Origin of the sequence: Parasphingorhabdus sp., assembly GCF_048267785.1 — a bacterium.
GTDB lineage: Bacteria > Pseudomonadota > Alphaproteobacteria > Sphingomonadales > Sphingomonadaceae > Parasphingorhabdus.
On record NZ_JBLWWU010000004.1, the window covers coordinates 1 to 23,173 of the forward strand.

Below are 23,173 nucleotides of genomic sequence, written 5' to 3' on the forward strand. Positions count from 1 at the left end.
CTTGCCGTTCTCGTCGCCGGGATACCAGTTTTGCACGGTCGAATATTTGATCTCCGCATCATCCATCGCGACCAGTTCGACCACGGCGGCGTGCAGCTGGTTCTCGTCGCGCATCGGCGCAGTGCAGCCTTCAAGATAGCTGACATAGCTGCCTTCGTCGGCAACGATCAGGGTGCGCTCGAACTGGCCGGTATTTTCCGCGTTGATCCGGAAATAGGTGCTCAGCTCCATCGGGCAGCGGACGCCCTTGGGAATGTAGACAAAGGTGCCATCGCTAAACACGGCGCAATTGAGCGTGGCGAAATAATTGTCGTGCATTGGCACAACTTTGCCCAAATATTTACGGACAAGGTCAGGATATTCCTTGATTGCTTCGGAAATTGACCGAAAAATGACGCCCGCTTCTTCCAGCTCCTGCCGGAAAGTGGTCGCCACCGACACGCTGTCAAACACAGCGTCTACGGCAACCTTGCGCGCGCCTTCGACGCCGGCGAGCACTTTTTGTTCCTCGATCGGGATGCCCAGCTTTTCATAGACCCGCAATATTTCCGGATCGACCTCGTCGAGGCTGCCCAGCTTTTCCTTCGCCTTGGGCTCGGCGTAATAATAGGCATCCTGATAATCGATCATCGGGATTTCCAGCTTCGCCCAGTCCGGCGATTCCATCTTTTCCCACTGGCGGAAAGCCTTGAGACGCCAGTCGAGCATCCACTGTGGCTCGCCCTTCTTGTCGGAGATGAACCGGACGGTTTCTTCGTTCAGACCCTTGGGCGCGAAATCTTGCTCGATATCCGAGGACCAGCCGAATTCATAGGTGCTGGCCTTGTCGACCGCTTCCTGCGCCTCGGCGTTCATTTCCGTGCGCTCGGCATCATAGTCAGAGGTTTTGACTGAATCACTCATAGCATTATCCCGTTCGTGTCGAGCGAAGTCGAGACACTCCGCCCGCTGTCACCGTCTCTCGATTTCAATCGAGACGAGCGGTGGTTCATGTTTGTTGAAGGCAAATCCGACAGGCTCGCCAGGCTGACATCGTCCAGCGCCTGGCGGATCGTCCGGTTAATCACGCCCCAATGGGGCTTCACTGTACAGCCACTCTCCAGCACGCAATCATGATTGCCGTCGATGGTGCAGCAGGTGATCGCCAGCGGGCCTTCGACCGCCTCGACAATATCGGCAAGACTGATTGATGACGGCGGCCGGGCCAGCCGGATACCGCCGCCGATACCGCGGGTTGATTCGAACAGGCCGGCGGCGGTCAAGCGGCTGACCAGTTTTTTCGCGGTGGGCAGCGGGACGCCGGTTTCCTGCGAGAGCTTGGTTGCGTTGAGCTTGCCTTCCGCGAGCAGCGCAGCACCACAATGGCGCGCGGCGGCGGACATCAGGACTACGGCATAGTCGGCAAGGTTGGAAAGGCGCATATTTCTCGAATCGCTGGGGGTTAAAAACCAAACAAGACCGATTTAGTCTCATTTATCCAACATTGCAAGCACAGCGCGGCTTCAAGGGATGCGAGAAAAGGCAAAAACATGCTTCCAATTCTTCCAATCACGTATCGGAAGTCAGCGTTGCAATCTTACCCTTCAAGTCACTGCGCTGATCAATCAGCCGGGCGGTCTCCCCCTCTCCCACCCGCAACTGGGTCGGGGTTACGCCGGCGAAAAATTTTACTTCGCGAATCATGTGTGACTGATCGTAAAAGGCGTCGACCAGTTCGAGCAATTCTTCTTCATTATGCTCGGCATAGGCCCGCGCTGCCCGCAAAGCGCGATATTTGCGCGCCAAATATTTGGGCGGCATGCCATAGAGCTTGTTCACCGTGCGCAGCACCTGCCGAGAGCTTTGCTCAGACCGTTCCATCAACTTGCTGACCGGCGGCGAGGGTTCCGACGACAGCCACTCGTCGATCATTTTGGTGAACGCTGCGGTTTCGGGCTTCAGCCGTGGTTTCAGCGCCCGATAAATCTTGTCCGCCCAGGCCACCATCTCTTCGGGAGTCTGGCAACTGCGCAAATATTCAAGGTTCTTTTCAATTTCCTGCGTAAAAACTTCCGCGGCGTTGACGGCCCGATCGGTATAGTCCGCTGCCGATTTCCGGGTAGAAATCGCCCAACCAGCGGGCAAAATGCCGACCCCGAACATGCGGAACGGTCCCGTCACATCAAAATGCATCGCCCCGGTCGAAGGCCCCTGCAGCATCGCACCGGAAGCAGGGAAACTGTTACCATTGGCAAAACTCAGGACCGCCTCGCCTTCCAGCAAAAAGCGAATCTGTGCGATAGCGGCCCGCTCGTTATCGGCGAAACGTGGCTCCTGTACCTCGAACAAATAATAAACCGAGACAAGGTCCCGGACGTCTTCCGCAGGCGCGAAATATCTCAAACTAACCAAATTACGACCCCTTTATCTGTCCCCCCTCAAGTTCAGATAGTCTACCGATGCGCCATTATAGCTAGAAAACAAAGGTAAAAAAAAGGCCTGACTAAAATAATAGCCAGGCCGATAAGGAAAAGAACTCTCGAACCTTCGCAATGCGATGGTCGGAGCCTTCAGGGTCGCAGAGCCCCTATGCACTTGCGAGAGTGCAGATTAATTGGACAAATACGACAGATTCATCGGGAGCATTTGACTATTTAGGCCATCTTTCCCGATTGCGGTGCCAACTCAGCTTTTCGCCTCGATCCAGGAATTCACCCTTTCTTCCATGATGTCGAGCGGCACCGGACCACTTTTCAGAATCACGTCATGGAATTCGCCCATGGTGAACTTGTCCCCCAACGCGTCCTGTGCCCGGTTGCGAAGCTCCAGTATTTTCAGCTTTCCGATCATATAGGCGGTCGCCTGTCCAGGGTAGACGATATAACGCTCGATTGCCTTGCGAATATCGCCTTCGGGATTAGGCGTATTGTCTGTGAGATATTGGATCGCTTCCTCACGGCTCCAGCGCTTGTGATGGATGCCGGTGTCGACAACCAGCCGGCAAGCCCGCCACAATTCCATCCCGAGCCGGCCGAAATCGCTATAGGGATCTTCATAAAAACCCATGTCCTTGCCGAGTTCCTCCGAATAGAGACCCCAGCCTTCGGTATAGGCAGTCCATCCGCCAAATCTCCGGAATGGTGGCAAATCTCCCAATTCGGTCTGAATCGACCGCTGCAAATGATGGCCGGGCAGTCCTTCGTGATAGGCCAGCGCTTCCAGTTCGGTTTTCGACATGCTCCGCAAATTATAGAGGTTGACGTAATAAGTCCCGGGACGCGAACCATCGACTGCGGGACTGTTATAAAACGCCTTGCCCGCAGATTTTTCGCGAAACGCCTCAACCGGCTTGATCACCAGTGGCGCTTTCGGCAGTGTGTTGAAATATTCAGGCAGCTTGGCTGTCATCGCAGCCAGCTTGCTGTCGACATCCGCCAGATAGGCCTCGCGTGTATCATAATAAAATTCGTCACTGGTCCGCAAATGCTGGAAAAAATCCTGCAAACTGCCGTCAAAACCGACATCCGCCATGATTTTGCGCATCAACCCGTGAATGCGCGCGACATTATCGAGGCCGATTTGATGGATTTCGTCTGCGGTCAAATCGGTGGTGGTATAGTTGTTCAACCGCTCGGCATAATAGGCGGCGCCATCGGTGAAACGCCAGATACCGTCACCGTCGACCGCCATGGCCTGTTGGCGTTCCATCTCGGCGATCAGCTTCTCATAGGCTGGCTTGAGACTTTCGTTCAGCGCTGTTTCACCGCGCGATATAAGACTCGCTTTTTCCGCATCGGCAATATCCAGTGCCGTCACTTTCTTTTTGAGATCGGCATAAATGGGCGAATCCGGTCCATCGCCAAAGGGGGCACCGCTGATCACATTCCTGGCATCGGCTATCACATAGGGGAACACCCAGTCTGGCACGATAATGCCCTTATTTGCCCGCTCCGCCGACTGGACGACCAGCGTCTCGATCAACGGACCAGCGCCATCAAGCCGGCTAACATAGGCTTCCGCATCCGCTTGATTCGACACCCGATGGATATTGATCATGAACGCTGGAATCTGGCTTTGCGCGCCGTTCATCTGATCAAAAATATAGGCATTGTGACGAAACGGAAAGGCGTTGGTCGATCGTTCGGCCCGCGCTTCAAACAGACGATAGCTCAATCGGCTGTCCGCATTGAGCTGATCGGTGTCAAATCCGGTCTTCATCTCCGCAAGAGCGGCCTGGCCACGTTCATATTCCGCTATTTCCGCAGCATCGCTCGGGTCATTCCATTTGCCATAATCGGCGTCCCTTATCCCGCGATAGGCTTTCGACATCGGAGAATGAGCAAGTTCCTGATCATCATATTGTTTGAAAAACTCGGACAGTTCCACATTGACGTCTGCCTTGGCCGGAACCGTAGCTTCGCGAGCCTGTGCATGGCTTGCCGGCCCGACCGTGACGCCGCCCAGCGCCAGAACAGAAACAGCGGTCAGCAACAGATATCTCATTCCATATATTCCTTGTGCAATTGGGATGCTCTTGGCCCTATCATCCCGACAGGATTTGCACAAATCCGCTTTTCTGTCGCCGGCATAGCAAATAGAAACGCATCTCGTCGATCGGGGGGCCTGTCGATCCGGAACAGGGTGATTTGACCCGGAGGATTGTGGGTTGCTGCGGCGATTGACCGCTGTTAGGCCGAACCATCATGCACGCACATCCACTGGACGCGTTGATCATCGGCGGGGGCCATAACGGTCTGGTCTGCGCCTATTATCTTGCCCGCGCCGGGATGAAGGTGCGCATATTGGAAGCGCGCGGCGTGATCGGTGGCGCAGCAGTAACCGAAGAGTTCCATCCCGGTTTCCACAACAGCACGGCGAGCTACACGGTCTCGCTGCTGCAGCCGAAAATCATCACCGATATGGAACTGGTGAAACGCGGCTACCGCGTAATCGAACGGCCCAGAAGCAACTTTCTGCCGCTTGGTGGCGGGGAATATCTGCTCGTCGGCGGTTCGCTCGCGGCCACGCAGCAGGAGATTGCGCGTTTCTCGAAGACCGATGCCGCGCGGTTGCCGGAATATTATGACATGCTGGAATCGGCGGCAGTCATATTGCGCGATCTGGCGCTGGAAATTCCTCCAAATGCCGGCGACCGGTCGCGTTCCCTGCTGGCAGGAATCCGGACGGCCCGCCAGTTCGCCCGACTGTCGGTGCTGAAACAGCATGAAATTATCAAATTGTTCACGCTGAGCGCACGCGAACTGCTCGACCAATGGTTTGAAAGCGCTCCGATCAAGGCCGCCTTCGGTTTTGATGCGATAGTCGGCAATTACGCCAGCCCGGATACGCCGGGCAGCGCCTATGTTTTGCTGCACCACGTCTTCGGCGAAGTAAACGGCAAGCAGGGCCAATGGGGTCATGTAGTCGGCGGCATGGGCCAGATCACGCAATTGATGGCCGAGGCTTGCGATGAAGCGGGAGTCGAGATCAGCCTCGAAACTCCGGTGGCAAAACTTCTGGTCGAGAACAGCACCGCGGTTGGTATATGCACGGCAAACGGCGAGCAGATTCATGCGCGAAAGATCATCGCCAATGTCGGCCCGAAACTGCTCTATGACCGGTTGATCGACGCCGCAGACCTCCCCGATGATTTCCGCCAGATGATGGCTGGCTATCGATGTGGCTCTGGCAGTTTCCGGATGAATCTGGCGCTGGACGGCCTGCCCGAATTCACCGACCTTCCCGGTAACGGGGATCATCTGAAATCCGGGATCATCATGGCGCCCTCACTGGACTATATGAATCGGGCCTATCAAGACGCGCGCCGATGGGGCTGGTCGCGCAAGCCGGTTGTTGAAATGCTGATCCCAAGCCTCGTCGACGATAGCCTTGCGCCAGCTGATCAGCACGTCGCCAGTCTGTTCTGCCAGCAATTTGCGCCTGAACTGCCAACGGGCCGCAATTGGAACGAGGAGCGCGATGCAGCGGTAGAGGCGATACTGACGGTTGTCGAAGATCACGCGCCCGGCTTTCGCAAGCTAATATTAGGACAGATGGCGCTGTCTCCACTCGATCTGGAACGAAAATTCGGTCTGGTCGGCGGCGATATATTTCACGGTCGCATGTCTCTCGATCAGCTTTGGGCGGCGCGGCCAGTCGTCGGTTCAGCCAATTACAAAGGACCGCTCAAGCATCTCTATATGTGTGGTTCCGGGACCCATCCGGGCGGGGGCGTAACCGGCGCGCCGGGCCACAATGCCGCCAAAGCGGTCATAGGGGACCGCAGCTTTTTGGGCCGATGGTTCGGCTGACGCTACGTCAGGCTAGCGAAATCGACTGCCTATTGCACACACGCCCAGAGACGGATAGCTTCAGGATATTGGGAGGGGAGACTCAATTATGCGTAAATCACTGATGTGGGCAGCATGCACGGCTGCTCTGGCTTTATCGGGCTGTTCGAAAATCGATAACGATGACGACGGCAGTACAGAGGTTACCAACACCGAATATCCTGAGCAGGTTTACTGGGGAGATACCCATCTCCACACTGACAACAGCATCGACGCATTCGGATTTGGCAATCGGCTGGACGCTGAGAATGCTCTCAGATTTGCGCGCGGAGAAGAAGTCACAGCCAGCAAAGGTGCCAAGGCCAAATTATCAAGGCCTCTCGATTTTCTGGTGATCGCCGACCATAGCGACGCGATGGGCGCAACCAAGGCGATCATGGAAGCGCCGCGGATCGCACTGCTCACCAATAAATTCCTGCTCCGCTGGCATGACATGATGAACGAGAGCGACGAGGGATCCTTGCGGGTGACGGCAGAGCTCATCGACGGTGCGGCCAAGGGCACGCTGCCGGAATCGCTTACTGATCCCGAACAATCGCGGGAACGCACAGCGGACCTATGGGAAAAACATGGCGAGACCGTCGACCAGTATAATGAACCCGGGAAATTCACGGCGTTCATGGGCTTTGAATTTACCTCGATGCCGGATGGCGACAATCTCCACCGGGTTGTCATGTTCCGTGACGGTCCAAAAAAAATGGGCGATACCGTCCCTTATGGCGCGCTGGGTTCGCAGGACCCGGAAAAGCTCTGGGCCTATATGGACGCCTATGAAAAAAATACCGGTGGCAAGGTGCTGGCCATTCCGCACAACAGCAATGTTTCCAATGGCCGGATGTTCGCAATGAACAAATTTGACGGCAGTCCGATTGACGCGGCCTATATCAAAACCCGCGCTCTGCGCGAACCGCTGGTCGAGGTGACCCAGATCAAGGGGGATAGCGAAACGCACCCGTTTCTGTCTCCCAATGACGAATTTGCCGATTTCGGCGTTGCTGGCTGGGACAAATGCAACTTGAGCTGTACGAGGGATATGCCGCCTGAAAGCTATGGCGGCAGCTATGTCCGAGAAGCATTGAAGCGGGGCCTTGAACTGACGCTTTCCGTCGGCGCCAATCCCTTCAAATTCGGAATGATCGGTTCGACCGACAGCCATACCTCGCTGGCGACTGCCGACGAGAATAATTTCTTTGGCAAGCACACCGGAAACGAAGCAAACAACAAGGCGCGCGCGCTAGACCCCCAGAATCTCGGGACCCGTGAAGGCCGTTTCGGCTGGCATTATCTGTCCAGCGGCTACGCGGCTGTCTGGGCGACAAGCAACACGCGCGAAGCCATATTCGATGCGATGATGCGCCGCGAAGTCTATGCAACCACTGGCCCGCGGATGCAGGTCCGTTTCTTCGGCGGCTTTGATTTTACTGCCGACGATATCAGTGATCTGGTCAAAGCCGGCTATGCCAAGGGCGTGCCGATGGGCGGCGATCTGAGTGGCGGTAACGGCGAAGCACCGAAATTCCTGATCAGCGCACTGATGGACCCGGAAAGCGCCAGCCTCGATCGGGTTCAGGTTATCAAGGGTTGGGTCGATGCGACCGGCAAGAGCCAGGAAAAAATCTATAATGTCAGCTGGAGCGGCGCGGATACCCGCAAGCTCGGGGCAGATGGCAAGCTAAACCCTGTTCCCAATACGGTCGATCTGACCAAGGGCACCTGGGACAATGCAACCGGTGCACCCGAACTGGTAACCTTTTGGCAGGATCCCGATTTCAATGCTGCGCAAAATGCATTCTATTATGTGCGCGTGCTGGAAATCCCGACGCCGACATGGCCGGTCTATGATGCGCTCAAATTCAGTCTGACCTTGCCTGATGACGTGATCAAAATTCAGCAGGAACGGGCCTATAGCTCGCCGATCTGGTATACACCGACCGCATAAGCCAGCTTCACCTTATCTCACGGCGCCCGTCCCCCGACAGCTCCGTGATCCATCGACTGGCTGCGACTGAATATAATGGGTTACATGATATATGTTGCGTAAATTTATCCGAGAACCGCTGGTCCATTTTCTTGGCGGGGCGCTCCTGATCTTTGCATTCTTCTGGGCCACCGGCAGTAGCCGAGATCCGGCAGATTATACGATCAGCATCGATGAAACGGATATCGCCCGGTTACGGTCGGACTGGGTTCGAAATTTTCGACGCGCCCCGACCCAGACCGAACTGGACAGCCTGATCGATCAGGAAATCGCAGAAGAAATATACTATCGCGAAGCCTTGCGATTAGGGCTCGACAAAAATGACCCCATGATCCGGCGTCGACTCTTCACAAAGATGCGCTTCGTCGATGGCCAAGAGGTTGATAATGTCGCGCCGACCGATGCTATGCTCCAGCAATGGATGGACAAGGATCCTGACAAATATGCTTTGTCTCCGCTCTATGATTTCGAGCAAATCTATCTCGGCCGGATTAGCGGGGCAGAAGCTGGCAAACGGATCGATCAACTGAACGCCGGCACCGGGGCCGCGGCCTTTGCACAATCCATTTCCCTGCCAGAGACTCTAAAGCAAGCCAGCATCGAAGAAATCGGCCGCCAGTTTGGCGATAAATTTGCCGGACAACTGGAGGGCTTGAAAACCGGCGTCTGGAGTGGCCCTGTCACATCGGGTTTTGGCGTTCATGCGGTCAAGGTCACCGCGAAGGCACCTGGCAAAGCGGCTAGACTGGACGATGTCCGGCAGCGGGTTGTCACCGAGTGGCGCGCGGCGCAACAGGCCGAACAGAAAGAAAAAGCACTTGCCCGCTACCGGGCACAATATGAAATCACGGTGGCCGGCCGACCATGAATCGCTGGTGCGCTGTCCTGTGGACCTGTCTGGCGCTTGCCCTTTGCCCGACCGCGGCCCGCGCGGATGAACTGCGTCCGGCCTATATCGAAATGACCGAACAGGCACCGGGCCAATGGTCTCTGCTGTGGAAAGCATCGGCCAATTCGCGTCTTGGCCATAGTGGCGAAGTCATGATACCCAAAAATTGCAAAATTGATGGCGAGTCTCAGCGTGAATTTGCGGCCAGCAATATCCTCACCCGCCTTTCGCTGCTCTGCGACGGGTCGGTGCAGGGCCAGACTATCGGTCTCAAGGGTCTGGAACTTTCGACCACTGATGCGCTGGTTCGTATTGCACCGATCGACGCCGCCATGCAGACCGTGCGGCTGACGCCGGACCAGCCGATTGCCACCCTGGCCAAGCCCTCGATAATCTCCAATGTCGCGGCGACCTATACGATCATCGGCATCGAACATATCCTGCTCGGCTTCGACCATCTGTTCTTCGTGCTGGCGCTGGTTCTGCTGCTCAAGGGCGGCTGGCTCGTAGCCAAGACCGTCACCGCCTTCACCATCGCCCACAGCCTCACCTTGGTCGGGACAACCCTCGGCTTGCTGTCACTGCCATCGCAGCCGGTTGAGGCCGTGATTGCGCTATCGATCGTCTTTCTCGCCGTCGAGGTCGTCAAATCCAGACCTGGCGATTTCCGGCTGTCCGAACGCTTTCCATGGATCGTCGCCTTTCTGTTCGGCTTGCTCCACGGTTTCGGTTTCGCGGGTGCACTCGCAGAAATCGGCCTGCCCGAAGGGGATGTCCCGCTCGCCTTGCTGACATTTAATCTCGGCGTCGAACTCGGCCAATTGGCCATTGTCGCCGTTGCTCTGGCGGCGCTGTACGGGATTCGGCAAGTCCGCATCCAGTGGTTGCAGCCGACCAAAACCGCCCTGGCCTATGGCATCGGAAGCATCTCCACCTACTGGCTCATTGAACGAATGGTTAGCTGATGATCGGCCCTGGTGCCATCCCCGCATAGAGTCCGGCCTTCGTCCCAAATTTCGGGACGAAGGCCGGTATATTCAGTCAATCAACAATATTTGTGAAGCAAATTATCCCGCTGGCGGACGATGTGCATTGTCGGACCAGTCCTGGCGAGCGGCCCATTCTTCGAGCGTTTCAAATTCAACTTCCGGTAACCGCTGCTGCATGAAGTCAGTGTCCACTTCAAAGGGCCTTGTTTCGTTATTGTTATTATATTCGTAGAAGGCGGTGATCCCGGCAGCCATGGTTTCACGATTTTCCGGTGGCACATCGTCGCCAAAGGCTTCGACCAGATAGTCGCCGAATTCCTTAGGTGTGCAGGGATCATATTTGATTTCATGCCCAAACACGCGGGACAGGGTCTCCGCTACTTCCGGTGGCCTCAGACGCTGTGGCCCGCCGATGTTGAGCCACGAGCCTTCAAAGTCGGGGCGATCCATCGCCGCGACCATGCATTTGCCAACATCGTCCAGACTGATCCAGTTGGCTTGAAGCGTTGCCTTGTGCGGATAGACATAGCGCCTTTCGTTCACGATGAACGGCCGCGCCCAGTTGGTTAGCAGATTGTCCATGAACAGGACCGAACCGAATACGGTCGCCGGCATTCCGGAACGGAAAATCTCGTTTACCGCGATTGTGTTGTTGCCATAAGTGAACGGATCACCGGGGCGCTCCGGAATCCAGCTCGACGTGTTCCAGACAAAACGTTCGGTACCGGCTTCCTTGGCGGCTGCGGCGACCCGGCCAACCATTGAGGCACGATCTTCCCGCGCTTGCAGCGGGTGGGTATAAAAAACGGCATCCGATCCTTCGAACGCCGGCACCCACGTCGATTCATCGGTAAGGTCGATCGTGCGACATTCATCCGCTACATTGGAACCGCCCAGATCGGGGTTTTCACTGCGCGACAAGGCGCGAACCTTGTGACCGGCTGCTGCCAATTGCCGTATTTGTGCCAGACCCTGCCGACCGGTTGCACCCACGACTGATACTAATGCCATGATATTCTCTCCTCTTGCATTTGCAGCAACGCTAGAGCCGAAAAAGCCGGTTCCCAATGCTCCTTTTTGTCAGGACATTTTTGTTAGGGGACCGTTTCTGTCAAAACGCTGTCAGGAAGCCTCTTTGGTCAGCATCGCCTGCCAGCGCTGCATACCCGAAATCCAGCGTTCTGGGTCGGCGCCCTTCTGCCTGACATAATCCCCCACCTTTGGGTGTGGCAGGATCAGGAACCGCTCATCGCCAATTGCCTCGACACAGATATCGGCCACACCCTCCGCGCTGATTATTCCGTCCTTTGCGACGGTCGATGTATCGATTCCGGCGATCATCGGCGTATCGACACCTTGCGGACACAGGACCGAGACCTTCAACCCTTCGGCACCGTGGGTTATCGCCAGCCATTCGGCGAAACTGACCGCAGCATGTTTGGTGACCGAATAAGGTGCGGAACCGATTTGCGCCAGAAGCCCGGCTGCCGAGGCAGTGTTGAGCAAATAGCCGCCGCCACGTTCCAGCATTTTGGGCACCAATATCCGTGCGACCCGGATATGTGCCAGAACATTGATGTCCCAGATATTCTGCCAGTCCGCATCGTCCACTTCAACACCACCGCCGGTGATGATACCGGCATTGGAAACAAACAGATCAATCGGACCGATATCGGATTCGACCGTTTCAATCAGATGGCTGATATCCTTTGCCAAAGACACGTCGGTCGTGATCGCGACGCCGCCAATTTCGTCGGCAACGGTTTGCGCACCTGCAAGATCACGATCAGCACAGACAATCGTCTTTGCCCCTTCAGCAGCGAAACGACGAGCCATGGCCGCCCCGATACCGCTGGCAGCCCCGGTAATGACGACAATCTTGTCTTTCAATATCATTTTGATCTTGTCCCGCTTGAATAAATTAATCACTCGCTTAAAGATGCGAACCGACTAGAACAAGAGCAAGATTGCCTGCGGGCCGAAACTCGCCCGAAAGTCTAGCCCGAAACAAAGGAGAGTGTAATGTACAGTCACATGATGGTCGGTTCGAACGACCTTGACCGGTCAAAGCAATTCTATGACGCCTTGTTTAAAAGCGTCGGCGGCCCCGAAGCCATGGTCGATCCGAAAGGGCGGCTGATGTATATTCACAATGACAATATTTTCATGGTCACCGCCCCGATTGATGGAAAGGATGCCACCTGTGGCAATGGCATGACCGTCGGTTTTGCCATGGAAAGCCCCGAACAGGCTGATGCATGGCACAAGGCCGGCCTCGAAGCCGGCGGCACCGCGATCGAAGACCCACCCGGGGTTCGCGACAATCCGGGCATGAAACTTTACCTCGCCTATTTGCGCGATCCCGACGGCAACAAGCTCTGCGCGCTGCACCGCATGGGTTGAAGCAAGTGGAGGACAAGCTAATCCGCATTGGCGGCGCGAGTGGTTTCTGGGGCGAAAGCGCCATGGCCACTCCGCAGCTGCTCGGTGCGGGCGTGGATTATCTTGTCTATGATTATCTCGCCGAGATCACCATGTCGATCATGGCCCGCGCCCATGCCAAGGATCCGACCGCAGGCTTTGCCGGCGATTTCATCAGCGCGGTCCTGAAGCCGCATGCCAAAGCCATTGCCGCGCAAGGGGTGAAGGTCATCGCCAATGCCGGCGGGGTCAACCCGGCGTCTTGCGGCGAAGCGGCCCGCGCTCTGATCAAGGAGCAAGGACTGGATCTCAAAGTTGCTGTGATCACCGGCGACAATTTGCTGGCCGATCTGGACGCAATCGCCGCCAAGGCACCAACCGAAATGTTCACCGGTTCGGCCTTTCCGGACAAAAACAAAATCGCCAGCATCAACGCCTATCTCGGAGCGTTCCCCATTGCGCGCGCGCTGGCAGAGGGTGCGGATATCGTGATCACCGGCCGCTGCGTCGACAGCGCAGTGACTCTCGGCGCCTGTATCCACGAATTTGGCTGGACCACAAGCGACTATGATCTGCTCGCAAGTGGCAGCCTCGCGGGTCACCTGCTCGAATGCGGACCGCAAGCGACCGGTGGCAATTATACCGATTGGGAAGACGCCGGCGATATATCCAATATCGGCTACCCGATTGGCGCCATTTCCGCTGACGGGTCGTTCACGGTCAGCAAACCCGAATGCACCGGCGGCTGTGTGACTGTAGGCACGGTTTCGGAACAGATGCTCTATGAAATCGGCGATCCGCAGGCCTATATGCTGCCCGACGTTGTCTGTGATTTCTCGAATGTCGAGATTGTCCAGACCGGCCCGGATATGGTCCTCGTTTCACCCGCACAGGGATATCCGGCACCCGACCATTACAAGACTTGCCTGACCTATGGCGAGGGTTTTCGCGGCGGGACATCGGTAAGCTTTTACGGCTTTGACGCCGCCAGAAAAGCACAGAAATTCTGCGACAATGTCCTTGTCCGCGCCAATAATATCCTGCGCGGCCACAATCTCGGCGACTATAGCGAGACCAGTATCGAGATCATCGGCGCAGGAAGTCAGTTTGGTGATTTTGCGCCAAGCCGTGAACCCCGCGAAGTCGTTGCCAAGATCGCGGCCAAGCATAGCGAAGCGGCAGCGATTGGCATATTGCTCCGCGAACTCACCGGCCTAGGCCTTGCAACCCCGCCGGGGCTCAGCGGCTTTTCCGGAGCGCGGGCAAAACCGTCCCCCGTCGTGCGGCTGTTTTCCTATCTCACGCCAAAAAAGGCGCTGCCCGTCGAGATTGATGTCGACGGCAAGACAATCGCGTTTCAGGACGCCGACGGCGTGACTTTTGATTCCTCTGCCATCCAGCGGCCACAGCCTCCACAAGCGCCGGACGGACAAGATGCCGTTACCAATGTACCGCTGATCCGGTTGGCCTGGGCCCGCTCTGGTGACAAAGGCAATAAGGCCAATATCGGCGTAATCGCGCGCGACCCCGCCTATCTTCCCTATATCTGGGCAGCTCTGACTCCGGATTCCGTGGCTGAACATTTTGGCCATTTTATCGAAGGCGGTGCCGATGCAGCCAAAGTCGAGAAATATAGCCTGCCGGGCTCCCACGCGATCAATTTCCTGATCGACACAATACTCGGCGGCGGCGGTATGGCGAGCATAAGAAACGACGCCCAGGGCAAAGGCTATGGCCAGATATTACTGGCTCATCCTGTTGCCATACCGGCTGCGCTGGCCGATAAGCTGGGCGATCAATAAGGAATATCTCGATGATGCAGGAAGCCCAGGATTTCAAAGACGAGAGCGATACGCTCGCAGCCGTGCTCGCCGATGCCGGGGATGATCTCTTTGCCACAGTCACCCAGTTCAAGAACTGGACTATCGAGGATGTCATCGGCCATCTGCATATCTGGAACGCAGCCGCCCTGATGACTCTGCAGGACCCGGATGCCTTCAAACAGTTTATCCGCGATATCATGGGCGCTTTCAAAACCGGCAAGGGCCATGTCGAAGTGCAATATGAATGGCTCGATGCAAATGCCGGCGGGATCCGCGGCAAAGCTCTGTTCGATGCCTATTGCGATTATTATCCAAAGCTCGCGGCCGCTTATGGCGAAGCCGACCCGGAACGCCGTGTCGCCTGGGCCGGTCCCGATATGACCACGAAGTCGAAAATCATCGCCCGCCAGATGGAGACGTGGTCGCACGGTCAGGAGATATTCGACATTTTGGGCAAGGAGCGTCCCGACGGTGACCGCATCCGCAATATCGCCCATCTTGGCATCACCACTTATGGCTGGACCTTCCGCAATCGCCGTCAGGAACCGCCCGCGCCCAAACCCTTCGTCCAGCTGACCGCGCCGTCGGGCACCGTCTGGGAATGGAATGATCCACAGGAAGATAATGTCGTTCGCGGCAGCGCAGTCGAATTTTCCCAGGTCGTGACCCAGACCCGCAATATTGACGACACATCTCTCGAGACGATCGGTGCGACCGCCCGTCAATGGATGGAAATTGCGCAATGTTTCGCTGGTGGCCCGGAAACCCCACCGGCCAAGGGAACGCGCACCATGGCGACGGGATGACAAGGCAGCGAGAGAAACGCCGTCCTCATGTCAATTTGTCTGTGAACTTTGGGCATGATTGCGACATAGGCATGGCTATATGACAGGTCCGTCGGGTCGGAGTTGAGAGACAGCCTGAAAAGAACCGTCGCTTTTATATGATACTTGGCAATCCAAATCCAAAAGAGTAACTCGCCTGTTCAGACGGGGGCAGATCGAAAACCAGCGCCGTTTTCGAGCCGCTAAATCCTAGGCACTTGCAAGTGCCGGATATCTCGATAGATCAGTGTGTCCGTTAGTGGGTCAGGTTTTTGTATGTTGGACGGAAAGATACCGCTGAAACAGCAGAGTGGAACAAGCCCTGGGACCACGTCGGTGGCATCGGATCTACAATTGTTCGGTGCTGTCGCAATATTTGTCTTTGCCAGCACATTGCTATTTTACGGTTTCAGCTATTCAGTACATCAAGACTTGGGGGGAAGCGCGCTGTCAGGGCGTTTGGCTGTCACACTCGGCGAGTCCTTTCGTGATTACAGCATTTACTTCCCGCCGGCCGAAAAGTTCTGGTTCTCGCTTGCCGCTCACTTAAGTAGCCTCACCGGGCTACGGCTCGATCTCGTGGTCATCGCAATGACCGATATAATGGTACTTTTCGGGGCCGGCCTCGCTTTCCAAATCCGGCGCGCAACAGTCGGTGCTTCGCCGCTCTTTTTCATTTCATCCGTGGCGGTGCTCGTCATTATACCAATCCTGTTCAAGAATGTCTTCGGATTGCGCGAGCATATGGTCGTGCTGGGGCTCTGGCCCTATCTGGTTCTTCGATTTTCGGACCAAGACGGGACCCGGATTGGCTGGCGACTGCGGATGGTCCTGGGCCTTTGGATGGGCGCGACGCTACTTTTCAAGACTTTTTACGCCGTCGTCGTCTTGCTGGTCGAAATCACCGATTCTCTTATAGAGCGCCGACTATTTTCACTCTTCCGGATCGAAAACGTCACGGCGGGCATAGTCGTCTTTTTATATCTCTTCTTCTGGCTCGGCTTGGACCCGTACCAGCGTGAGGTTATCGGCGCAATGATGGGCACAATCGATGCCAATCTCCTCGACCGCAACCAGAATTGGCTAAAATTGGCCGAGAACTTGATGCCCGCGATCCTTATGCTGATCGCTTCATGCTATTTTCGAATCCCGAAAAGATTGATCGCAATCGCTTGTGTCACCGTGATTGCGGCAGCGCTTGCGGCCTGGTCGCAGGAACGATGGTATTCGCATCATTTATTGCCGATCACTATGGCATATATTGCATGGTGGTGGATCGCAGCGCGACAATTTCGTTGGTTTATCAATATCGCCGTGGCGCTGCTGATCTTGCTGCCCGTAGCTGTCCAGTTTCTGAATACACGCATCTATCAAGAGCAATCTGCAGAACTAGAACAGGCGCTTGAGAATGATGGAAGAACGGTGGCAGCAAAGCGGGTCGCAGTCCTGACCATGCATCCTTCTCCTTATAATCAATATCTTGCTTCTCATGATGCGCTCCGCTGGAATCCGATGATGAACATCGCCTATGTAGCGGCCGAATTAAAGCCTTTCGACAAAATGGAATTAGTCGGCAAGACTCCGCCGGTTAAGCTCGATGATCCAGGACGATTGATGCTATATGATCAGATGATGCGGCTATGGGAAGACATGCCCCCCGATGTGCTGATCCTGGACCGAACCTACCGCTGGCCTCTACGCCATATTGATATAGACTGGATTCATGTCTTTTCAGAACAACCGAGGTTCAACACCTTCCTCAAAAACTATCGTCCGGTAGCAGCATACGATGGCGACAGGGTTAAATTCACTTATTATGTCCGCGCCCGATAGAGCAGCGATACTTGCCGGTACGCCGGACAATCCACCAAAAATGCTGATTTTCAGACCGCGGATTCAGCTGCCTCGCGGGGTTTGATGTAGCGTGCAAGCACGATCGATCCACTGATCAGGAAAGTCAGGCCGAAGGCGGCTATAGTGCCAAGCATGATGCCATGGATGCCCATGGTCGGTGCCCATAGAATGCTGAGCCAGATATTCAACGCGATAGTCAGCGCACTGCAAAGTGACATAACTCTGATATCCTTGTCGAAATGGAGAAACTTCATGTTGTGCATGAAAAACCCCTGCAGAACGATCGCGACCATGATGTAGCGAATGAGCGGAATGGCACTGTGAAATGCTTCACCCAACAGGATTGGCGCAACATAAAGTGATACCAGATAGAAGCTCAGGCCAGCGATTGCTGCAAAAAGGAAATATAGCATTGAAACCGAAAGAACTTCGCCGAGCCCTTCGGATTGCACAACCTTAAGCTTCCGGAACAACCAGGGAGTCCACGCCATTACGAAACTGTGATTGATAACCCAAAAAGCCGAAGCGAACAGCGCGGCAACCCCGTACATTGCGCTGGCAGAGACCCCAAGATAATGGGCTGCCACCACTTTGTCAGTCATCGCAACAGCCATGATCACCATCCCTGAAGGCCAATAGATGATGCCAAATTTCGCAATGTCACGGTAGAAAGAGCGGGGCGGCAGGCGAAAGAAAAATGACGGGCGATACCCCAATGCCCAAAGAGAAATCAGGATGGCGGTCGTCATTCCTAAAATTCTGCCAAGGATCACCCCACGCCAATCCCAGCCTCCCAGCAAAAATGCCGAAATCAGGGAAATACTGAGGACCGCCTGTATGACCTGAGTCATGAGAAACGCCCTACGCCGGTTGTGAAACTGGTGAAGCGCAAGCGCCGTATAAAAGACCTCGAAAAGAAGCGCCGCGACGACGACACTGACGAGCCAGTCTGCGGGAAACTTGGCGAGCGTAGCCAAAACATCACGGAAAATAAACGTCAGCGTCGAAACGCCAACCGCCATCAATATCATGACGAACAAAGCGGTGTGCGTAAACTGATCCAGTTGCTTCTGGTCAAAATCGTAAAATCGCATCCGGATCGCATCCTGCGTGGTCAAGCCGACGATCGGACGCAAGAAGGTCGCATAGGTGATGAAAAGTACCCATATCCCGTATTCCGCAGGGGCTAATATCCGTGTGAGAATAGGAGCAAGCAATAATGGCACGAGTGCTTCTATGCTGTTCGCGATTGCGTAGAAGAGCGATTGTACCGCCAGAAAGGCTTTCCCTTTCAATTCCAATGCTCTTCGTTTGATCTGCATCATTATATTAATTCGCTCATGTTTTTGCAAAACGTCGATGGTTAACAAGGCTTAAACCCAATTTATTAACAATTGCCTGCGATATGTCGCTCCAATCTCGCGAACAAAGAAGCGGGCCGGGCGATTGTAGTAAATAAATGGGGGCGTCATGGGGCGACAGGCAATATTTGGTTTGAAACGGACCGGGACAGCATTCGAGTCCGAAGCCAATTCTGCGGTTGTGGCAGAGTTGAAGGCCGGGATTCAGACAACGTCTGATCCCGATGTCGATTTTCGTGAGGACAGATATGATCTCGCCACCGCGCTGGGAATCATTCGCCGTATGGAAACATCCTCAGCCCGTGGTGCTGTTTTCGCGGAGATAAAGAATAAGAATATGGTCTACCGGTTGGTCGATGCTCTTTACGCCAAGGCTGGGGCCAAGGTCATGCAGCCCCTCGTGCTGCTTGCCTTTATGCTAAAATGCGTCCTTTCGCTTGGAAGGTTCGACCATGATCATCATGAAGCTGTCGCAATTTCGAACTTTCACAATGAACAAAATGCTATCAGTCGTTTGGTCGCATTAATACCCGGCAAGCGGATCATGATATTGTCGCCAAATTGGCGTAATATATTCGGGCGCGGCCAGTTGCGCACCACCATGAGCATGGTTGGTGCTGCGCTACGGGTGTTTCCATTTCTTTCACGGCTTGCACGATCCTACAACTTCATGCCATCGGCTCGAATTGCCAGCGGTCTGGCCTATTATATATGGTTCTCCCGGCTCTTCGCCCGACATCCCGGACTACATGCGGCCATCATTGCGAGTAACTACAGTCCAGAGGCCCTTGGCTTAGCGGCGGCCGCTCATGCGGCGGGCCGGAAGGTCGTTTACGTCAATCACGCGCCCGTTCCGGCGAACGGCGCCATGGTCCCTCCTGTGCTTGCCGATTGCGGGGTTTTTTATGGCGACGCAATCCGGTCTACCTATGAACAGAAAAGCCGCTGCAACGCGGATGTAGCGCTAATCGGTCAACCTGGAACGGCTCGTCCCATGGAATGGCGCGACGAGATCCGTACCGTCGGGATTTTTCTGACCGCGCTGACGTGCTCCAAATCCGTCGAGAAGCTCGTCACTGCGATAAGCGACAGCCGTCCCGACCTGAATATTCTGATCCGCAACCATCCTGTAGCGCTGCTGAAGTCCGACTTCTCAGATCTGGCGGCAAAATATAAAAATGTTGAAATCACTATAGGAAATCCCCTTGAGGACGAGATCGCTGCCTGCGATCTGATCTTGTGCGGCAACAGCGGCGTAGCAATGAATATATTGCGCGGAGGACGACCGGTGGCTTATCTTGACGCTCTTGATGGGCTGAATCACGATTATTGCGGGTTCGTTCAAAGTCGGCTCGTTTGTGAGGTCAAAAACTGGTCCGACGATCTTTATCCCATGATCCGGGCATTCTACACACGCCCAGACTGGCCACGCATAATGAAGGATTACGATGCCTCCTATCGCTCTGATGCCGAACAGTTGGAGCGTAAAGCAGCAAAGATAATCCTGCGCCACCTCAGCCCCAATCCAGACTGAGAGCGGGTGGCACGCCATTGCATCAGAAAGCGGGTAATCATCGACTGTTGGAATGTTCCCGTCCTGACCCCGTGCAAAGGCCGAAGAAGGGTTGCATCTTCCTGCATCATTTCCCTGCGTATCGGAAATAACTTGGCTCCGAGCCAATCGGTGCATTTTATGCGGAGTTCTGACTATATAAAAAATTTCTTTGGGTTGCTAGCGCCCCATCTTCATACTACCGTTCAGAATTGAACAGACAGGACATCCCCCCGTTTTTGCACAGCCATTGTCCAAGTCGGAAACAATCGTTGGCAGGTCAGCTTTTATATTTTGTCGAGGCATAGTAAATGATATGCGAATTTCACCGGTGACGGAGCATGACCGCAAACAGCACGAAGATGTCAGATATCGCCTCCTGAAATTGCTTGAGAATAACCCTGATATGAGTCAACGCGATCTGGCGAAAGCCGTGGGCATTGGATTGGGGAGCGTTAATTACTGCGTAAAAGCGCTGGTTGATCGAGGCCTCATTAAACTTGGCAACTTCTCGTCTACACGCAACAAACGTGGATATGCGTATATTTTGACGCCAAAGGGTATGTCCGAAAAGACATTTCTTGCCGGTCGGTTTCTGCAACGCAAAAAGATTGAGTATGAAACGATAAAAGCCGAGATTAGGTCTCTACAGACAGAGCTGGCTCAAGGAGACAGCGAGTCATGGGGAAGGGTGTAGCCTTGTTTAAAGTATTGTTTGTTTTTGGTACACGGCCAGAAGCTATAAAGATGGCGCCCGTCATTAAAGCGCTTAAGCAAGCTTCAGATATGGAAGTGCTTGTATGTGTAACTGGCCAACATCGAGAGATGTTGGATCAGGTACTGGATTTGTTTTCAATTGTTCCGGATCATGACCTCAATATCATGAAACCGGGTCAAGGGCTTACCGAAATTACTACTGGCATACTTGACGGTTTGAAGTCAGTGTTGGAGGTGACGCAACCGGATTTGGTACTTGTACACGGTGATACCACCACAACTCTTACAACATCACTGGCTGCATATTACCAGCGAATTCCAGTCGGACATGTTGAAGCAGGACTGCGAACGGGAGATATCTACTCGCCTTGGCCTGAAGAAATAAACCGTTGTGTTACGGGGAAAATTGCCCATCTGCACTTTGCTCCCACAGCTGGTTCCCGACAGAATTTACTTGCAGAAGGGGTGTGCGATAGCACTATTCACGTCACTGGAAACACCGTCATTGATGCGCTACTCGACGTCGTACAGATGCTTGAGAACGATCCGGATCAAAGCACCGCTTTTGATGAGTCTTTTGGCCTTGCCGCTGACAAGCGCATAATCCTGGTAACCGGACACCGTCGTGAGAGTTTTGGTGGCGGGTTCGAGCGTATTTGCAGGGCCCTTGCTGATCTTGCCAAACGTCCGGATATACAAATCATCTATCCAGTACATCTTAACCCCAATGTAAGCGGGCCGGTTCAGGAAAGCCTGGGTACGCTGCCGAATGTGCGCCTCATTCCTCCACAGGATTATCTTCCCTTTGTACATCTGATGCGCAAAGCAGATATCATCCTGACGGATTCCGGCGGCGTGCAGGAAGAGGCTCCCTCCCTTGGCAAACCGGTCCTTGTCATGCGCGATACAACCGAAAGGCCTGAAGCTGTCGGCGCAGGTACGGTGAAACTGGTCGGGACAAACGTCGATCTAATCAAACAAGAAGTCGCCAAACTCCTGGACGATCAAGCCATATATGAATCGATGTCACGCGCGCACAATCCCTATGGTGATGGGAAGGCTGCGCTAAAGATAAGAGCTATAGTTGAACAATATGCCGCCGAATGCGCGCAAAGGAAAGCTGCCGAATAAATGAGTGATAAGGATTTTAGTCGAATTTCGGTGGTAGGGCTGGGCTATATCGGCCTCCCGACCGCAGCAATGTTTGCCTCGCGCAAAATAGAAGTTGTAGGCGTGGATGTTAACTCCGAAACCGTTGCGATCATCAACGAAGGCAGGATTCATATTGTTGAGCCCGATCTCGATATGGTCGTACACGCTGCTGTTCAGGAAGGCTATCTGCGGGCCACCACGACGGTAGAAGCCGCCCAAGCTTTTCTGATCGCTGTTCCCACACCATTTCGTGGCGAAAATCACGACCCGGACCTTTCTTATGTAGAGGCTGCAAGCCGCGCAATTGCCAAAGTCCTCGAACCGGGGAATTTGGTCGTCCTGGAATCCACCTCCCCCATCGGCGCGACCGAAGCCATGGCTCAATGGTTGGCCGAAGCGCGGCCCGACCTCACTTTTCCTCAGCAGGCCGGTGATAAATCGGATATACGGATTGCGCATTGCCCGGAACGAGTGCTGCCAGGGAAAGTCATGCGTGAACTGATCACCAACGACCGTGTCATCGGTGGCATGACGCCGACATGTTCGGCACAAGCTCTGTTGCTTTACAAAAATTTTGTTGCCGGAGAATGCGTCATCGCTTCGGGGCCCCGCGTTGCCGAGTTGGCAAAGCTCACCGAGAACAGTTTTCGGGACGTTAATATCGCTTTTGCCAATGAACTGTCGATGGTTTGCGACCGCCTCGGGATCAACGTTTGGGAGTTGATCGAATTGGCAAATCGCCATCCCAGGGTACAGGTGTTACAGCCTGGTCCAGGTGTTGGCGGCCATTGCATAGCCGTCGATCCTTGGTTTATCGTCAGTTCAGCTCCAGATGAGGCCAAGCTGATCCGGACCGCCCGCATTGTCAACGATTACAAACCGAACTGGGTATTGGAAAAGTTTGATCAGATGCTTGCCGATCTCTTGCAAGCGCAGCCAGATCTGACAGCGCGTGAAGTAACTGTTGCCTGTTACGGAATCGCTTTCAAACCCAATATTGATGACCTCCGAGAGAGTCCCGCGCTCAACATCGTATCCGATCTTGCCAATAGATTTCCAGGAAAGCTATTGGTGGTTGAACCCAATCTTGAAGATCGCGATAGGCCTGTCATCGGTAATGCAGAGTTTAGCAATCTTGCGAGCGCGCGCGAAAATGCAGATATTCATCTCATGCTCGTCGACCACAACGAATTTTACGCAACAGAGCCGCCAAGCGGTAGAATTTTGGATACGCGAGGCGTGTGGGCGTAGTCCACATCTTGCCATCTCATCAAGAACAGGAAA

Annotated in this window: 19 protein-coding genes; 12 read left to right on the top strand and 7 right to left on the bottom strand. The window is 54.6% G+C overall.

Annotated elements, in window-relative coordinates:
• The 4 genes from sufB to ACN0VD_RS04310 form a co-directional block, all read right to left on the bottom strand.
• Positions 1-855 (bottom strand): Fe-S cluster assembly protein SufB (gene sufB, locus ACN0VD_RS04295; protein WP_417592330.1); only part of this gene is annotated, 855 nt, incomplete at its 3' end.
• A 44-nt stretch (positions 856-899) separates the two neighbouring features.
• Positions 900-1,421 carry an SUF system Fe-S cluster assembly regulator gene (locus tag ACN0VD_RS04300; RefSeq protein ID WP_417591981.1) on the bottom strand — a complete coding sequence of 174 codons (522 nt, stop codon included), beginning with the start codon at positions 1,419-1,421 and terminating at the stop codon, positions 900-902.
• A gap of 127 nt (positions 1,422-1,548) precedes the next feature.
• Entirely contained in the window at positions 1,549-2,391 is an 843-nt protein-coding gene (locus ACN0VD_RS04305) for a DUF6597 domain-containing transcriptional factor (RefSeq protein WP_417591983.1), read from the bottom strand.
• Between the two features lie 273 nt (positions 2,392-2,664).
• Positions 2,665-4,482: a DUF885 domain-containing protein gene (locus tag ACN0VD_RS04310; RefSeq protein ID WP_417591985.1), complete on the bottom strand. Its 1,818-nt coding sequence runs from the start codon at positions 4,480-4,482 to the stop codon at positions 2,665-2,667.
• Positions 4,483-4,682: 200 nt separating this feature from the next.
• On the opposite strand from ACN0VD_RS04310, the gene ACN0VD_RS04315 reads away from it, so the two are divergent.
• The 4 genes from ACN0VD_RS04315 (at position 4,683) to ACN0VD_RS04330 (ending at position 10,161) form a co-directional block, all read left to right on the top strand.
• Entirely contained in the window at positions 4,683-6,290 is a 1,608-nt protein-coding gene (locus tag ACN0VD_RS04315; protein WP_417591987.1) for a phytoene desaturase family protein, read from the top strand.
• 88 nt (positions 6,291-6,378) lie between these two features.
• Positions 6,379-8,268, top strand: a complete 1,890-nt coding sequence (locus ACN0VD_RS04320; protein WP_417591989.1) for a DUF3604 domain-containing protein — start codon at positions 6,379-6,381, stop codon at positions 8,266-8,268.
• 91 nt (positions 8,269-8,359) lie between these two features.
• Complete coding sequence (locus tag ACN0VD_RS04325) at positions 8,360-9,175, top strand: peptidyl-prolyl cis-trans isomerase (protein ID WP_417591991.1); 816 nt, start codon at positions 8,360-8,362, stop codon at positions 9,173-9,175.
• A complete protein-coding gene (locus ACN0VD_RS04330) occupies positions 9,172-10,161 on the top strand; it encodes a HupE/UreJ family protein (RefSeq protein WP_417591993.1) in 990 nt (329 codons plus the stop codon). Before ACN0VD_RS04325 ends, ACN0VD_RS04330 begins: the two co-directional genes overlap by 4 nt.
• A gap of 102 nt (positions 10,162-10,263) precedes the next feature.
• Here the strand turns inward: ACN0VD_RS04330 and ACN0VD_RS04335 are convergent, their stop codons facing one another.
• Positions 10,264-11,196 carry an SDR family oxidoreductase gene (locus ACN0VD_RS04335; protein WP_417591995.1) on the bottom strand — a complete coding sequence of 311 codons (933 nt, stop codon included), beginning with the start codon at positions 11,194-11,196 and terminating at the stop codon, positions 10,264-10,266.
• Positions 11,197-11,307: 111 nt separating this feature from the next.
• Entirely contained in the window at positions 11,308-12,081 is a 774-nt protein-coding gene (locus ACN0VD_RS04340; RefSeq protein WP_417591997.1) for an SDR family oxidoreductase, read from the bottom strand.
• Between the two features lie 126 nt (positions 12,082-12,207).
• On the opposite strand from ACN0VD_RS04340, the gene ACN0VD_RS04345 reads away from it, so the two are divergent.
• The 4 genes from ACN0VD_RS04345 to ACN0VD_RS04360 all read left to right on the top strand — a co-directional run bounded on the left by ACN0VD_RS04345 (position 12,208) and on the right by ACN0VD_RS04360 (position 17,086).
• Positions 12,208-12,588 carry a VOC family protein gene (locus ACN0VD_RS04345; RefSeq protein ID WP_417591999.1) on the top strand — a complete coding sequence of 127 codons (381 nt, stop codon included), beginning with the start codon at positions 12,208-12,210 and terminating at the stop codon, positions 12,586-12,588.
• Between the two features lie 5 nt (positions 12,589-12,593).
• Entirely contained in the window at positions 12,594-14,408 is a 1,815-nt protein-coding gene (locus ACN0VD_RS04350; protein ID WP_417592001.1) for an acyclic terpene utilization AtuA family protein, read from the top strand.
• An 11-nt stretch (positions 14,409-14,419) separates the two neighbouring features.
• A complete protein-coding gene (locus ACN0VD_RS04355) occupies positions 14,420-15,235 on the top strand; it encodes a TIGR03084 family metal-binding protein (protein WP_417592003.1) in 816 nt (271 codons plus the stop codon).
• A 294-nt stretch (positions 15,236-15,529) separates the two neighbouring features.
• Positions 15,530-17,086 carry a hypothetical protein gene (locus tag ACN0VD_RS04360; protein WP_417592005.1) on the top strand — a complete coding sequence of 519 codons (1,557 nt, stop codon included), beginning with the start codon at positions 15,530-15,532 and terminating at the stop codon, positions 17,084-17,086.
• A 50-nt stretch (positions 17,087-17,136) separates the two neighbouring features.
• Here the strand turns inward: ACN0VD_RS04360 and ACN0VD_RS04365 are convergent, their stop codons facing one another.
• Entirely contained in the window at positions 17,137-18,432 is a 1,296-nt protein-coding gene (locus ACN0VD_RS04365; protein WP_417592007.1) for a lipopolysaccharide biosynthesis protein, read from the bottom strand.
• A gap of 145 nt (positions 18,433-18,577) precedes the next feature.
• On the opposite strand from ACN0VD_RS04365, the gene ACN0VD_RS04370 reads away from it, so the two are divergent.
• From ACN0VD_RS04370 to wecC, 4 genes are all read left to right on the top strand, one after another.
• Positions 18,578-20,002, top strand: coding sequence for a hypothetical protein (locus tag ACN0VD_RS04370; protein WP_417592009.1), 1,425 nt, complete (start codon positions 18,578-18,580; stop codon positions 20,000-20,002).
• 334 nt (positions 20,003-20,336) lie between these two features.
• Complete coding sequence (locus tag ACN0VD_RS04375) at positions 20,337-20,717, top strand: MarR family EPS-associated transcriptional regulator (RefSeq protein ID WP_417592011.1); 381 nt, start codon at positions 20,337-20,339, stop codon at positions 20,715-20,717.
• A gap of 2 nt (positions 20,718-20,719) precedes the next feature.
• Entirely contained in the window at positions 20,720-21,868 is a 1,149-nt protein-coding gene (gene wecB / locus ACN0VD_RS04380; RefSeq protein ID WP_417592013.1) for a non-hydrolyzing UDP-N-acetylglucosamine 2-epimerase, read from the top strand.
• Positions 21,869-23,140 carry a UDP-N-acetyl-D-mannosamine dehydrogenase gene (wecC, locus tag ACN0VD_RS04385; protein ID WP_417592015.1) on the top strand — a complete coding sequence of 424 codons (1,272 nt, stop codon included), beginning with the start codon at positions 21,869-21,871 and terminating at the stop codon, positions 23,138-23,140.
• The last annotated feature ends 33 nt before the right edge of the window (positions 23,141-23,173 follow it).